The following is a 15,170-nucleotide window of genomic DNA, read 5'->3' as shown; positions in this document are numbered from 1 at the left end:
TTGGCATGGCGAACGGAAACAGCAGATTGAATGCGGTAGAGGCTCGAAACGGCCGGCCATTTTTCGGACTGGCCGTGACTGCCATGCTTGCCCTATACGCGCCGATCCTTTCGACCGGGGCGATCGCCGCCCCGGGCACGTTGATCCCGTTGAGCCCCGATTTCGACTACTCGCATATCTGCGTCACGCCGCCCGCCGCGCCTGCACCGCGAAACTGGAGCAGCTGGAACGGCAAAAGCGCCGGCACGATGTCACCGGACGACATGCTGAGAGATGCCCAGACGCTCTTCAATCCCTATAGCCGCTTCACAAGAAGCCCGGCCACCGCCGAACGTATTGCCCGCTACCTCATAGAGGTTCCCTTTGCGGGATCAGGACGGGCACTGCACCTTTATGGCCGTATCCTTGCAGACAAGGATGATGCTTCTCTTCACGGCGATGAGATCGTCAAGGTCGAGACTGAGGCAATCAGGCGCGGCACGATCGAGGCGGGAACTTTCCTTGGCAGGCTCTATCGCGAAGGGTCCGTCATCCCGGCCGACGCCGCCAAGGCGCTGAGCTACCTGACAGCGGCAGCAAATGCCGGCGATCCGGCCGCCGACCTCGAGCTTGCCCGTCTCTATTTCCGCAATCCCCAATTGTCGAGCAATCCGGATGAAAGCCGTGTCTATCTTAATCGCGCCGTGGCAAAGCTGTCGGAAAGGCTGGGAACGGGCGATTGTAGCGTCCTGACTGCATTCGCCGACATCATGACCGATGCCGATCTCGGGCTCGATGACCGGGCGGGATCCGCACAATGGCTGCAGGCCGCGGTGAAACTCGGCGACGTCAGGGCCATGTCGACACTTGCGCGGCGCTATCTGCAGGAGACCGATGACGCGAGCAGGCAACAGGGGACCGACTTGCTGAGACAGGCGTCGGCGCTTGGCCATTCCGCAAGCCGGCTTGCCCTTGCCGACCTTCTGCTTTCGACCTCGCCTGACGGCAGCGGCCGGACCGAGGCATTCAACCTGCTTGCCGCGGAGGCAGAGCGGAACAACCCGCGCGCCTATGAAATGAAGGCCGCCTACTATCGCGGCGGCTACGGGGCCGGCGTCGATACCGGGCTGGAGCAGCAGAATCTCGAGAAGGCAGCGGCACTGCCGGATGCCAATCTGAAGACGCTGGAACGGCTCGGCACGCTCTATGCCGGAGGCTCTGCCAGTGCCGCCGACTTCGAGCGTGCCAGGAAAGTGTTCATGAAGGCTGTCGATCGTGGATCGTCCCTTTCGGCCTTCGAGCTCTACAGGCTTTCGTCCGGAGACAAGCCATCGATCAAACTCGACGAGGATCCGCTCGCCTATCTCAAGACGGCTGCGGACCGGGGCCTTGGGGTCGCGATGAGCGAACTTTCGTCGCTTTATTCCTGTGGCGCCGGCGTCGAGAAGAACCCTGAGATCGCCCATGCCTGGCTCGAAAAGGCCGCCGCCGCCGGCAATGTGGCAAGCCTCCTTGCATTGGCGGATGAAGCGGCAGCCAAACGGACAGATGCCGGAAGCGCCGCATCGCTCGACTTTCTCAAGCAGGCGGCCGAACAGGGCGACGTCGAAGCCATGATGCGCATCAGCCTGTCCTATCGCGACGGGCGCGGCACGCAAAAGGACGGCGAGGCAGCCGAAGCCTGGCACAAGCGCGCCGTGACATCCGACCCCGGCGTTGCAGCGGTGACCGAGGCACGCTCGCTTCTGTCGCCCGATGCTCCCGAAAAACGCGATGCCGTCAAGGCACGCGCAATCCTCGAGACAGCGGCCGCGACAGGCAACCCGGACCTGCTCTTCGAACTGGCGAGGCTTTATGCCGATCCCGATCCGACACTCGAGCCCGATCCCCGGAAAGCTACATCGCTGTTTGCGGCGGCAGCCGCCAAGGGAAGCGTTCCGGCCATGCTGCGGCTGGTGGACATGAGGGTCGCAGCCGCGGATGGTGGTGGCATGGAATGGCAGCAATGGCTCGGCCGGGCGAGCGCCACAGGCGATCTGCGCGCCACCCTCGTGCAGGCCGACGTCGAGGGCCGCGACGACCGGAAGGCCGCCATTCTGAAGTCTGTGCTCGACCGGCCACTCTGCTCGGAGAAGGAACAGGTGCAGGCTGCCCTGGCGATGCGGTCCGTGCCGCAGTTCAGGCAGAATTATTTCGATCTGTTCGACAGGGTCATGGCAGCGCCGATGCGGGACCCGACCACGCAGTATCAGGTCGCAAGGTTCCTTCTCAATGAGCGCCCGGCCGACAAGCCAAGAGCGATCGAGCTGATGAAGACCGCCGCGGAAGGCGGAAAGCGCGAGGCCATGCGCGAGATCGGCCGGATGTACGGAGCCGGCGATGGGCTGCCGCTCGACGAAAAGAACAGCTACATCTGGCTCCTGAGAAGCGCTCGGCTCGGTGACGAGGGCGCCCTGGAAAGCCTGGTCAAGGAGATTCTGTCCGAGCAAAGCTCGCTCAATGATCCGACAAGCGGCGACGCAAAGATCGATATCCTGCTATGTGATCTCGCGGCCGAGAATTCCGCCCAGGTCGCCAGTCTTTTGTCCAGGCTTTATCTGAGGCTCGCCGAAGGAAGCCCGGCCTTTGCGCCGGCGGCAAAGACCTGGACCCTGAAGGCTGCCTCGCTCGGAAGCGGGCCGGCCATGCTCAACGTCTCCGATTTTTATGCCGCCGGCACGCACGGGTTCGAACATTCCGACAGCATGAGTACCGAATGGCTCGCCAAAGCGGCGCACGCCGGATACCGCGGGGCATTCGAGAAGTACGCGATCGCGTTGCAGATCGGGTTCGGCACGAAGCCCGATGCAGAAGAAGCGCAGCGCTGGCTTGGCCGGTCGACCGACCAGGCAAGATGAAGAGATGAAGGCAGGAGCAGGCGTCATGAAGAGCACCCTTTGCATAATACTGACCGCTCTGATGGCAACAGTTGTCGCCATGCCGGCGTCGGCCAAGGTTGTGAAGCCGACGCCGAAGCCCGTAGTCGAGACCTACGCAAACTTCGAGGCGATGCGGATCGCAAAGGGATGGCCTGACGCCGCCGCAGCAGCGAGGCTTCCCCTGCCGAAACGGCTGCTGATTGCAACGGCAGCTCTGACCACCAAGGACAGGATGGTGCGTGATCCCGATTACGGCTTCGCGCTTCTGCTCGCCCAGCCGACGTCGCGGGACGCCACCAGGCTTCTCGCCAAGGGCGTACTGATGAACGACTATAGCTTCGGGGAGAGGACGCCGGCTGTCCTTCGCTCGCTTGCAACCGAAGCGATGCGCGGATGCAAGAGCTGTGTGGCGGCCTATGGGTTGATCCACTTCGAAGGCCAGGACATCCCCCGGAATGACGCGGTCGCCTATAAATGGTATCGCTGGGCGGCGGTCGTGGGAAATGCAAAGGGTATCGAGGCATTGTCCCTTGCTCTTGTCGAAGGACGCGGTACGCCGAAGAATATTGTCGAGGCCAAGAAGTGGGCCGCCCGCCTCGAACCGGCGCGCCGGGCAAAGCTCTACACCGAAATGGCGAAGCGGGTCGTGCTGAGCAACAGCGAGGAGGACATGGCGGCAAGCTCCGACCTCCTTCTGCAATCGATGGCACTCAATCCCGCCGATGCCGGCCGGCCGGCAAAGCAGCTTCTCAATCTCGACTACGCTGCGGAAGCGCAGGACAAGGCAATGGCGGCGATCCGGGCAGCCGGGCCAAAGGCTGATCCAAATGCGCTGAAGATCATGGCAGAAGTACTTTGGAAGAGGGGAACACCTGGGGCGGTTGCCGAAGCCGTCTCGATGTTCCAGACATTGGCCCAGGGCGGCGATCCCGAGGCCGTCGACTACCTGTCCAAGGCGCTCGCCCGCTCGGATCTCGACAAGGACAAGAAAGACAAGATCATCGCAAGTCTGACCCTGGCGGCAGACAGTGGTTACGCACAGGCCTCGAAGGCACTTGGCAATGCCTACTACTACGGAACCGGGGTCGATGCCTCGCTCGAAAAGGCCGAAAGCTACCGCGAGCGTGCTGCCAGGCAGAATGATCCCGAGGCCCAGTATCTACTTGGCATGATGCTGCTGCAGTCGACGAGCGATAGACAGAATGACGAAAAGGGCCGGCAATGGCTGGAGAAGTCCGCGACAGGTGGATATCCACTGGCACGGGCCGCGCTCCAGAAGCTGTCGTCGAATTGAGCTCCGCAGCAGGATGCCTGCCTCATAAAGGATCAGCAGTCGCGCAGCGGCTCCAGCTTTGTCTTTCCCGCCTTTGTCTTCCTGGCGTCGCCATCAAACGTGTTGCCGCAGACTTTGCCCTGCGGGCCACGCTGCGCCTTGACGACGCCGACACCCACTTTCCGGAAGGTGTTGCCGTAGACGTCATTGTTGATGCCATCCGTGTCGCTGTCGCCGCCGAGGCGCACACCCGCCCCCCTCACGTCGCTGACGGTGTTGTAGCGGAATACGTTGTTGTTCCCGCGAGAATCAAAACCGGCGGAATTCTTGTCCCTCTGGCCACTGCACTGGTTGTGCTCGACGATGTTGCGGCTCGATCCCTCCTTGATGTCTACGCATTCATTGCCGTTCGTATCGATGACATTGTGATGCACGTGGTTGCCGTCGGAAGCATCGACGGCGCGGTCGGGTGCTCCATGGGCGCCGCGCTGCTCGGGCGCGGTGCCGATATAGATTCCTTCACCGTTCTTGCCGCCGCCCCTGAAGGCGAAATCATAAAGGCCGCAATTGCCGATCGTGGAATAGGCAATCTCGTTTTGACGCGTCTGGTAGCGCAGCCTGATGCATTCGCCACCGGCATTCCTGACCGACATGTTCACGATGCGAAGACCCGTCACGCCATCCCCGGGCCTTTTGCCGACCGCATAGATCAGCTTGTCCCTGTAACTGCCCTTGTCGTGGCGGGCGCCGAATTTTCCATCGACCGTGAAGCCCCGCAATTCGAGATAATCATGATTGATCTCGATCACCCTTGCTGCACCGCCGCCCTTGACGACCGCAGAGCGCGGACCGGTGATGATGATCGGCTTGCCGGGCCTGCCGTCGCGGACCGTCTTGAAGTCCTGGTAGTAGATCCCCGGCTTCAACCGGATCACGTCGCCTGGCGCAGCTCTTTCAAGCGCGGACTGGATCGTCCTGCCTCCGGATGGCGTAACGTCAATCGTCGCCGAAAGCCCGGGGCTGGCGAAGGCCGTGCATGCACAGATCACCGTCACAAGGACGGCGTAATGACGGGACGGGAATGCAGGGGCCATTGCATGTCTCTCGCGTTTCATCGACGGATTGAGGCGGGCAGTGCAAGCAGGCTTTCCAATGGCAGATGTTTCGACATTCAGCCAACGGCCAACCATGTGGAATTAACGCAAGACTTTGTCAAATCATGGATAGGAGACAGACTTCCATCACCCCTTGCCTCGTGAAACGTGACGCCCGTCGATTTCAGACGCGATATCGCGTTTCGAGATCGACATCGAAGGAGAAGAACCATGTTGAAACTCGTCCTTGTCGCCTCCGCCGTCCTGTCACTGTCCGCACCGGTTGTCCTTGCCGACAGCCCCTGGTACCGGATCGTTCCGGTGCCGAACGCGCCAGGCTGCAAGGTCCTTGCCGACCCGAGCGGCCGACCGATCCAGCAGCGATACGAAAGCGGTGGCGCCCGTATCTATGCCATAGGGGGCAAGGCCTGCCCTGAACGGTTCCCCGGCGACAATTACGCCACGATCTCGACGGCTCGCTCGATCACGACAGACGGGAACTTTGCCCGGATCATTACCAAGACGCGGAAGCTCGTCGTGACCCGCGGCGGCACCGGGAGCAACTATACCTTTGCAATCAACAAGCTCGACGTTCCGAGATAAACACAATACGATGGGGGCAGGGCTGCCCTCGACCAACCGGACCAGGTCCAGCCACGAACGTAAATGTGGTATCGTTCCCACATGTTCAGCGATACGCCCTCCGTTTATTTGGGGGTATTGCTCATGCTTCGATTGCCTCTTCTCTTCCAGGAAGCCGACACCCAACTTCGCCAAAAAAACGGGCGGTAGGCTGCGACAACGGGCCCGTTCGAATGTCCGCTTGCTGCGCGCCCGGGCGCGCCTGCGCCGGCGTTACATTCAAGGCTTCCGTCCTGTACTTCATTGGCCGCGCAGCCAAGCGTGTGCTAATGTGAACGGAGAGGGCAGAGTGATACCGGTGTAGAGGATATCTCTCCGGTACATATCGTTGTTTCCAATCCGTTTGTGGAGTTGGTTGGGCTTCAGCTCCAACCCATGCGTCTGATGCCCTCGTTCGACTCGCGTTTCCCTCAATGCTGATGTGACCGTTTCAATCTGATGGTAGTGACAAGGAGGGTACCATGCGAATGAAATTGGCTTTCTTGACGCAGGTCGCTGCAGCGGCCTTGACATGTTCAGCCTGGGCCGCAAGCGCCCAGGAAATCACAGGGACACCGGGTGCACCGGACGCGACGACGACCCTTGACGGGCGATACCTTCCCAATCCGCCGACGCCGTTTGGTGGTGAAATCGGGCTGAGCGCCAAGGACTCAAAACCCTATTGGCCGCCGCAGGTCGTCCCTCCCAAGGGCGCCCCCAATATCCTTTTGATCATGACCGACGATGTCGGTTACGGGGTCGCCGGTACGTTCGGCGGTGTTGTCCCGACTCCGGCGCTCGATCGGGAAGGCCCCGACACGCTGCCACCCAGTAAGCATACCATCGAGTTCGATTTCACATCGGACAGCCACAATATGGGCAGCGGCGGTACGGGCATCCTCAAAGTGGATGGCAAGGAAGTCGCCAACCAGAAAATTCCGCACACTGTCCCAGCTCTTATGCCATGGGACGAGACCTTCGATGTCGGTGTTGATACTCGCACAGGTGTCGACGACAAGGACTACCAGGTGCCGTTCGCCTTTACCGGAACGATCGACAAGCTGACGGTCCAGTTGAACTGAGACCGTGCTGCGGCCTCTGCACAGTCCTGGGGCCCGGCAACAAGGCCGTTCCCGGGACGTTCAACACCTGGAGGTTGATACCGTGGAGAACAGCCAGGACGACTGGACCTTTCAGGCACCAGGAGCCGACATTCACGTCACCCCACGAAGGGCAGTTCTTCAAGTGTGGCCGGGGATCAGGACCGGGCGCAGCTTTTGTGCGCCGAGCCAATCCCGCTCTGTAAAGGCTGGCACGTCGGCTGAGATGATGCCGAAATGCATACAGAGTCCAAAGCAACGCGATCAAGTAAATACGCTTGGTTGCGTCATTGCATTTATAATATCTCAAGTATTATTGCTGTAATTAGCCCCGCTATTTCAATAGATTTTAGATTTACCCAATAAGGCGTATCGGGGGTGAATTGTTGCGCGCGTTAATCCCATGCTAACTATACGGCAGGGTTGAGGACGTGCACTATGACTATTCCGGTCGAATACAACTGGAGCCCGAATCATTCCGTCAGAAGCGACCGGAAATGGCTCGGTTTCAACGCCATTGCGATTTCCTGCATCGCCGCTTCGTGCGACTTTGTCGCCCTGATCGGGGCAAGTGCTGCCGGCCATCTGCTTTATCAGCAGATCGGCACGGGCACCGCTGCGGATATGTCGCTCTATGTCGGGGTTGGGCTTTTCGTCGCGACGGTTTTCGTTCTGGCGATGTTTGGCGTCCATGGCTATCGTCCCCGCGAAATCCTGTCGTTCCGCCGTCAGCTGCTGATGATCCTGACCCTCCTGCCGGCAGCGATCCTCTTGTTCATCGCCGTTGCGCTGTTCCTGAAGGTCGGGACGACCATGTCCAGGGGCTCCCTGATCACGACGGCTGGTCTTTCTGTCGCCGGTCTCGTGGCACTGCGATTGTGCTGGCGCCAGGTCGGCGATGCCTTTTCTCGTGCGCAGTTTCCCTCCCGCACGGTACTTCTGATCTGCCCAGGCTCGATGCAGGTCGAACCGGTCATCCAGAGGGCAACCCAGAGCGGGCTTTCCGTCAATCACATCATGAAGATTGCCGAGAATGACCTTTCGCTTGGATGGATGGGGGAAGTCTACCAGGAACACGGCATCGACGACGTCGATGAGGTCCTGGTCGCCTGGAGCGACTATGGCAATCTTCGTGCCCTGGAAAAGTGCCTTTCCGACCTTCGCCAGTTCTGCGTGCCGGTCAGCGTCATGTTCGGTGGCGTGGTTGGCGAGGTTGTCGAGGGCTTCGCGCAGACGGTCGGCGAGCGGCGCGCCTTCCAGATTCATCGGCCGCCACTCGATTTTTACCAGCGCGCCCTGAAACGCGCCTTCGACATCCTGTTTTCGATCGCCGCGCTCTTCGTGATGTTTCCGATCTGCCTGATGGTCGCAATCGCGGTCAAGCTGGACAGCCCGGGCCCGATTTTCTTTGCCCAGTCACGCAAGGGCTACAACGGCCGCGCTTTCCGCATCCTCAAGTTCCGCAGCATGACGGTCTTGGAAGATGGTGGCAACGTCCGCCAGGCGACGCGCAACGATCCCCGGGTCACCCGGGTGGGCGGCTTCATACGGTCGACGAGCCTCGATGAACTGCCGCAATTCTGGAACGTCCTTCGTGGCGACATGTCCGTCGTCGGACCGCGCCCGCATGCAATGGCACATGACGATCTCTACGGCACGCTGATTGCCCAATATGCAACGCGGCGGAACGTCAAGCCTGGCCTTACCGGCTGGGCCCAGATCAGCGGATGCCGCGGCGAAACGCCGACATTGGACAGGATGGCCGACCGGGTTCAACACGATCTCTGGTATATCAACAACTGGTCATTCTGGCTTGATGTGAAAATAGTATTGCTGACCATGCGCACGATGTTAGATCGGAGCAATGTTTACTAGAGGGCAATCGCTGTTTAGTGTTGCGTTGCAACAGGGGTGTCTCGACAATGATATTGGTGACTGGCGGAGCCGGTTTTATCGGCTCGAACTTCATTCTGGACTGGTTGGCAAACAGCAAAGAGCCTGTCGTCAATCTCGATGCGCTCACCTACGCTGGCAATATCCGCAACCTCGACGCGCTCGCCGATGACGAAAGGCACATTTTCGTGCATGGCAGCATCGCGGATACGGCACTGGTTGCGAGCCTTCTCGAGCGCCACAAGCCACGCGCCATCATCAACTTCGCGGCCGAGAGCCATGTCGACCGATCCATCCATGGTCCGGAAGATTTCGTCCAGACGAACATCGTCGGGACATTCCGGCTGCTCGAAGCGGCCCGCGCCTACTTTGCAAAGCTGCCCGATCGCCAGGGCTTCCGCTTCCTGCAGATATCGACCGATGAAGTATTCGGCACGCTCGGCCCGGATGATCCGGCATTCGACGAACAGACGCAGTACCAGCCGAACAGCCCGTACTCTGCCAGCAAGGCGGCAGGCGACCATCTGGTGCGCGCCTACCACCATACCTACGGCTTGCCGGTTCTGACGACGAACTGCTCCAACAACTACGGTCCCTATCATTTCCCAGAGAAGCTCATCCCGCTTGTCATTCACAATGCCTTGCAGGGCCGCCCGTTGCCGCTCTACGGCGATGGCCAGCAGATCCGCGACTGGCTCTATGTGAACGATCACTGCAGCGCCGTGCGCCGTGTCCTCGAAGCGGGCCGTCCCGGAGAGACCTACAATATCGGCGGCTGGAACGAGCGCACCAATCTCGACCTCGTCAACCTCCTTTGCGAAGTCCTCGACGAAATGGCGCCAAAGGCCGACGGAACCTCGTACAACACCCAGATCACCTTTGTCACCGATCGTCCCGGCCATGACAGGCGCTACGCCATCAATGCCGGCAGGATGGAAACGGATCTCGGCTGGCGCCCCGTGGAGACGCTGGAGAGCGGCATCAGGAAGACGGTGCGCTGGTATCTCGACAATGCCGAGTGGGTGACGGGCGTCACCTCGGGAAGCTATCGAAACTGGATCGCCAAGCAGTACGCATGAACATCCTTCTCCTCGGAAAGAACGGCCAGGTCGGCCAGGAACTCCAGCGCACATTGCTGCCGTTCGGCGCGGTGACCGCGCTTGGTCGTGACGGGCTCGACATCGAAGCAACAGACCGGCTCGCCGAAACGGTCAGCGCGCACGCACCCGATATCATCGTCAATGCGGCGGCGTGGACGAAGGTCGACCTGGCGGAGGCCGAATCCGAGAGGGCCTTTCGTGTCAATGCCGAGGCTGTCGCGGTCCTTGCGGAGATCGCTCTCGAACGCAAGGCAACGCTTGTCCACTACTCCACGGACTACGTCTTCGATGGCAGCAAGCCATCGGCCTACCGTGAAGGCGATGTGACAAATCCGTTGAATGCCTATGGCCGATCGAAGCTTGCGGGCGAGGAAGCGATCCTGTCCAGCGGATGCGATGCGATCGTGCTCAGGACGAGCTGGGTCTTTTCCGCACACGGCGCCAATTTCATAAAGACCATCCTTCGCCTCGCCAGAGAACGGAAAAGCCTGCGGGTGGTGGCGGATCAATTCGGCGCCCCGACCTCGGCGGAACTGATCGCCGACGTCACGGCGCTCGCGCTTGCCGCCCATCGCCGCCGCGAGCTTCCAGGTGGCGTTTACCACCTGACGGCGCGCGGCAGGACGAGCTGGCACGAGCTTGCCCGCTACGTCGTCGGGCGCGCCAGTGAGCTGGGTTTTGACCTGCAGGCGGGGGCAGCCGACATCGAGCCTATTTCAACCGCGGACTATCCGCTGCCGGCAGCCCGACCATCCAATTCAGAGCTCGACAGCGATGGCCTGGCCAACTGCCTGGGACTGGAGCTTCCGGACTGGACGATCCACGTGGACAGGATGCTTCATCAACTGAGAAGACGGGAGCTTCAGTCGTGAACCGAAAGGGCATCATCCTCGCCGGCGGCTCCGGCACGAGACTTCATCCGGCGACGCTCGCCATCAGCAAGCAGCTGCTGCCGGTGTTCGACAAACCGATGATCTACTACCCGCTGAGCACGCTGATGCTCGCCGGCATTCGCGATATCCTGGTGATCTCGACGCCTCAGGACATTCCCCGCTTCGAGCAGCTGCTCGGAAGTGGCAGCCAATGGGGTGTGAACTTCTCCTATGCCGTCCAGCCGTCCCCTGACGGTCTTGCCCAGGCCTTCATCATCGGGGAGGAATTCCTCGCCGGCTCACCGTCGGCACTGGTGCTTGGTGACAACATCTTTTACGGGCACGACCTGCCCCTTTTGCTGCAAAGCGGCATGTCGCGCGAAACCGGATCGACCGTCTTCGCCTACCATGTTCTCGATCCGGAACGCTATGGCGTCGTCGATTTCGACGGCACGAACAGGGCGCTCTCGATCGAGGAAAAGCCGGCGCAGCCGAAATCGAACTATGCCGTCACCGGCCTTTATTTCTATGACGCCCGGGCGGTCGAGTTCGCCAAGGCCCTCAAGCCTTCGCCGCGCGGCGAACTCGAGATCACCGACCTCAATCTCCGCTATCTCGAGGACGGCAGTCTGACCGTCGAGATCATGGGCCGCGGCTATGCATGGCTCGACACCGGCACACACGACTCGCTGCTTGACGCCAGCCAGTTCATTTCCACGCTCGAGCATCGGCAGGGCCTGAAGGTGTCCTGTCCGGAGGAGATCGCCTTTCGAAACGGCTGGATCGATGTCGCAGCGCTCGAGCACCTGGCGGCACCTCTCGCAAAGAGCGGATACGGGAAATATCTCCTCAGGCTCGTTTCGGAGGCTGCGACGCGATGAAGGCGACCCGACTTGCAATCCCCGAGGTGCTGCTGATCGAACCGACGGTCTTCGGTGACGACCGCGGCTTCTTCTTCGAGAGCTTCAACCAGGCGAAATTCAATGCGCTTGTGGGCTCCGATGTCAGCTTCGTGCAGGACAATCATTCGAAATCCGCAAAGGGCGTCCTCAGGGGACTGCACTACCAGGTCAGGCAGCCGCAGGGAAAGCTGGTGCGGGTCGTCGAAGGCGAGGTGTTCGATGTCGCCGTCGACCTGCGCAGGACCTCGCCAACCTTCGGCAGGTGGGTAGGGGAAATTCTCTCTGCCGGGAACAAGCGCCAGGTCTTTATCCCGACCGGCTTTGCCCATGGCTTTCTGGTTCTCTCCGAGACGGCCCAATTCCTCTACAAGACCACGGATTTCTACGCGCCGGAAAGCGAGCGGGCCATTGTCTGGAACGACCCCTCGCTCGCCATCCGCTGGCCGATCGATACGGCGCCACTCCTGTCGGGCAAGGATGCGGCCGCGGCCGCCTTCAAGGACGCCGAGGTGTTCGACGACGCCCTGGTCGGCTGATCTCTGATGAGCTCTTCCCCGGACCGCCGGATCGGCGTTGCTGTGGACCCCAGGAACCTGATGGCAAAGGACGAAAAGCGCGTTGAGTGAACTTGGCGGCGGATCCGACCTGACATTTTACGCCCGGGTGATCGCCTGGGCGCTGTTTGCCTTCATCCTGTTCGTGACGGTCTCCCCGATCAGGATGCGGCCGCGGACGATCACCCGCGTCAACCTCGACAGGGCGCTTGCCTTTGCCTCCATGGCATTTTTCTTCGTGCTCGGCTATCCACGCTCCACGGCATGCGTGGTCCTTGCCTGCGTGGTCGGTTCCGCCCTTTCGGAACTGCTGCAGCTGTTGTCGCCGTCGCGCCATGCGCGATTTGGCGATGCGATGGCAAAATCGATCGGAGCGGCAGCCGGTGCCGGCGTTGCCATCGCCGCGCTCGCCACATCAAGCCTCGTCGCAAGCTGAACGGCGGACCATGCATTCGTCGATGCCGGCTTTTCGGAAACGTTTTAGTGTGGCAGATAGGAACGGGTTGATCGGGGAGAGAGATTGCCGCAGATGAAGGGAATTCGCCAGCTCGCTAAGCATCTCGATATTTCGATCGGAACAGTTTCGCGTGCGCTGAATGGTCGGCCTGACGTCAACGAGGAGACGCGCAAGCGCGTGCTGGCGGCCGCCGAGGAAATCGGCTATGTCGCCAACCAGTCCGGCAGAAGCCTTCGCCAGGGGACGACCAATGTCATTGGCCTGATGATCGAATCCAGCAAGGAGACGGTCGAAAACAGCGACAACTTCTTCCTCGGCGTTACCGGCGGGCTGCAAAGCGTGCTCTCCCGCCACAAGCTCGACCTGCTGATGCTGCCCTGCCCGAATGACGAGGACCCGCACGAATATCTGAAACGGATGGTTGCGCGGCGGATCGTCGATGCGATGATCATCTCCGCCACCCAGCGCGTCGACAAACGCATCGATCTCCTGATCAAGACGAAGATCCCCTTCGTGGCGCTCGGACGCAGCGCGTCCGGCGGCAACCACACATGGATCGACCTCGATTTTGAAGGCGTTGCTGCCTGCGCCGTCGACCGGCTGGTGTCCAAGGGTCATCGCCGCATCGCCATAGCCGCGCCGTCGAACGACATCAATCTCGGTTATATTTTTGTCGATGCCTATCGCAAGTCGCTTGAACGACACGGCATTGCCTTTGATCCCTCGCTGGTCATCCGGGTCAAATCGAGCGAGCAGGGGGGCTATCAGGCGGGCCACGAAATTCTGCGGCTCGACAGCAAGCCGACCGCCATCATCCTGATCTATGAGCTCATGGCGATCGGTCTCTATCGCCGCCTCAACGAGGCAGGCATCGTACCCGGACGCGATCTTGCCGTGATCGGCTTTCGCGAGGAACCGCGCGGAAAATTCCTGCAGCCGTCGCTCACCTGCTTTCGCATGTCGCTGCGTGACCTCGGCGTCGAACTCGCCGAAACCCTGCTTGCCACCATGCCTGCCTATGCCGAACATTATCCGAAGGGTGCCCGCAACACGATCTGGCCGCTCGAGCTCGCGCCAGGCGAGAGCGATGCTTTTTCGCTGAAGGCTTAAGTCGCGCCGCGTGCGGGGACGCTTCGCTGGCGACGGATTCGTCGGATGACGCGAGGCAGAAAGGCTCGTCATCAGGCCGAACTTTTTTCCTGCTGCCTGCGGCGCAGACTGCCTAAAGCCCCGCCATTCCACACGTTTTCGGCCGCATTTGCGAGGGCATGACCCGGTATTGACACCAGGAAACGTTTCCGCTTAGTATCGTAAACGTTTACGGGATGCGTTTCGGGAGGAAAGCCGGAAACCACCCATCGGAGGAAATCGTGATTTTGAAAGCCGTTCTATGCGGGTGCGGAGCCATGTCCAAAGGCTGGCTGCGCGCCATCAAGGAAACGCCGACGCTGGCGGCCGCCATCGAGGTCAGCGGCCTCGTCGACGTCAACCCGGCAGCAGCCGAAGCGCTGGCATCCGAATTCGGTCTTGAGGGCGCCGTCATCGGCACGGACTTGTCCGAAGTCATTGCACAGTCGAGCGCAGACATCGTGTTCGATGTCGTCGTGCCTGCGGCTCGCTTCACCGTTGTCTCGACCGCGCTGAAGGCCGGATGCCACGTGCTAAGCGAGAAGCCCATGGCGACCTCGCTTGCAGAAGGGGCGGCACTGATCGATCTTGCCGCCGAAACCGGCAGGATCCACGCCATCATCCAGAACCGCCGCTTCATATCGGGCGTGCGCCGCATGCACCGCTTCGTCAAGAGCGGAGCGATCGGCGACCTGACCGCCATTCATTGCGACTTCTTTCTCGGCCCGCATTTCGGGGGGTTCCGCGAGGAGATGGACAACGTCCTTCTGCTCGACATGGCGATCCATACCTTCGACGCGGCCCGCTTTGTCGCCGACAAGAAGCCGCTCGCTGTCTATTGCGTCGAGAAGAATCCGAAGGGGTCATGGTACAGGCATGGTGCAAGCGCCAATGCGACCTTCGAATTTTCCGATGATGTCATCTTTACCTATCGCGGCTCTTGGTGCGCCGAAGGCGAGCGCACGAGCTGGGAAAGCGAATGGCGCCTCGTTGGCTCGCGCGGCATGCTCACCTGGGATGGCGCCGATAAGTTCCGCGCCACCGTCGCCGGCACGGAGCCCGGCCTGCTACACGGGTCTGCGCCCGTAAACGTTCCCGACCCCGAGCACGAGGAAGAGACGCACGGTCATGCCAGCGTCATCTGCGACTTCGTCGAGGCGATCAGATCGGGCAAGCGGCCGGAAACCGCGAGCTCCGACAACATCAGGAGCCTGGCCATGGTCTTTGCCGCAATCGAGAGCGCCAGAACCGGCAAGCGCATCGAAATTTCAGCATAAGG

The 15,170-nt window shown here is 60.9% G+C and carries 12 protein-coding genes and 1 pseudogene; 12 read left to right on the top strand and 1 reads right to left on the bottom strand.

The genetic code is table 11. The features are described from left to right. The first annotated feature begins 5 nt into the window (after positions 1-5). Both FHT77_RS24285 and FHT77_RS24280 read left to right on the top strand, forming a co-directional pair. Positions 6-2,876: a tetratricopeptide repeat protein gene (locus FHT77_RS24285; protein WP_183757384.1), complete on the top strand. Its 2,871-nt coding sequence runs from the start codon at positions 6-8 to the stop codon at positions 2,874-2,876. Between the two features lie 25 nt (positions 2,877-2,901). After that, a complete protein-coding gene (locus tag FHT77_RS24280) occupies positions 2,902-4,191 on the top strand; it encodes a tetratricopeptide repeat protein (protein ID WP_183757383.1) in 1,290 nt (429 codons plus the stop codon). A gap of 32 nt (positions 4,192-4,223) precedes the next feature. On the opposite strand, the gene FHT77_RS24275 is transcribed toward FHT77_RS24280, so the two are convergent. Then, a complete protein-coding gene (locus FHT77_RS24275) occupies positions 4,224-5,264 on the bottom strand; it encodes a nitrous oxide reductase family maturation protein NosD (protein ID WP_246712752.1) in 1,041 nt (346 codons plus the stop codon). 231 nt (positions 5,265-5,495) lie between these two features. On the opposite strand from FHT77_RS24275, the gene FHT77_RS24270 reads away from it, so the two are divergent. The 10 genes and pseudogenes from FHT77_RS24270 (at position 5,496) to FHT77_RS24225 (ending at position 15,168) form a co-directional block, all read left to right on the top strand. After that, entirely contained in the window at positions 5,496-5,867 is a 372-nt protein-coding gene (locus FHT77_RS24270) for a hypothetical protein (protein WP_183757382.1), read from the top strand. A gap of 506 nt (positions 5,868-6,373) precedes the next feature. Continuing rightward, positions 6,374-6,691: pseudogene (locus FHT77_RS24265) on the top strand (arylsulfatase); the annotation flags it as partial. A gap of 732 nt (positions 6,692-7,423) precedes the next feature. After that, complete coding sequence (locus tag FHT77_RS24260; protein ID WP_183757381.1) at positions 7,424-8,860, top strand: undecaprenyl-phosphate glucose phosphotransferase; 1,437 nt, start codon at positions 7,424-7,426, stop codon at positions 8,858-8,860. 47 nt (positions 8,861-8,907) lie between these two features. Further along, the gene (rfbB, locus tag FHT77_RS24255) at positions 8,908-9,957 is read left to right on the top strand and encodes a dTDP-glucose 4,6-dehydratase (RefSeq protein ID WP_183757380.1); all 1,050 of its coding nucleotides are present in this window, start codon (positions 8,908-8,910) and stop codon (positions 9,955-9,957) included. Beyond that, positions 9,954-10,850: a dTDP-4-dehydrorhamnose reductase gene (gene rfbD, locus FHT77_RS24250; protein ID WP_183757379.1), complete on the top strand. Its 897-nt coding sequence runs from the start codon at positions 9,954-9,956 to the stop codon at positions 10,848-10,850. The genes rfbB and rfbD overlap by 4 nt, the downstream gene beginning before the upstream one ends. Then, positions 10,847-11,731: a glucose-1-phosphate thymidylyltransferase RfbA gene (gene rfbA / locus FHT77_RS24245; RefSeq protein WP_183757378.1), complete on the top strand. Its 885-nt coding sequence runs from the start codon at positions 10,847-10,849 to the stop codon at positions 11,729-11,731. The genes rfbD and rfbA overlap by 4 nt, the downstream gene beginning before the upstream one ends. Then, positions 11,728-12,288, top strand: a complete 561-nt coding sequence (gene rfbC, locus FHT77_RS24240) for a dTDP-4-dehydrorhamnose 3,5-epimerase (protein WP_183757377.1) — start codon at positions 11,728-11,730, stop codon at positions 12,286-12,288. Before rfbA ends, rfbC begins: the two co-directional genes overlap by 4 nt. Positions 12,289-12,370: 82 nt before the next feature. After that, positions 12,371-12,742 carry a VanZ family protein gene (locus FHT77_RS24235; protein ID WP_183757376.1) on the top strand — a complete coding sequence of 124 codons (372 nt, stop codon included), beginning with the start codon at positions 12,371-12,373 and terminating at the stop codon, positions 12,740-12,742. 93 nt (positions 12,743-12,835) lie between these two features. Further along, the gene (locus tag FHT77_RS24230; protein WP_183757405.1) at positions 12,836-13,873 is read left to right on the top strand and encodes a LacI family DNA-binding transcriptional regulator; all 1,038 of its coding nucleotides are present in this window, start codon (positions 12,836-12,838) and stop codon (positions 13,871-13,873) included. Between the two features lie 215 nt (positions 13,874-14,088). After that, entirely contained in the window at positions 14,089-15,168 is a 1,080-nt protein-coding gene (locus FHT77_RS24225; RefSeq protein WP_210281014.1) for a Gfo/Idh/MocA family protein, read from the top strand. The last annotated feature ends 2 nt before the right edge of the window (positions 15,169-15,170 follow it).

This window comes from Rhizobium sp. BK181 (assembly GCF_014193305.1).
Lineage (GTDB): Bacteria > Pseudomonadota > Alphaproteobacteria > Rhizobiales > Rhizobiaceae > Rhizobium.
This window is presented reverse-complemented; position numbering and strand designations above follow the sequence as displayed.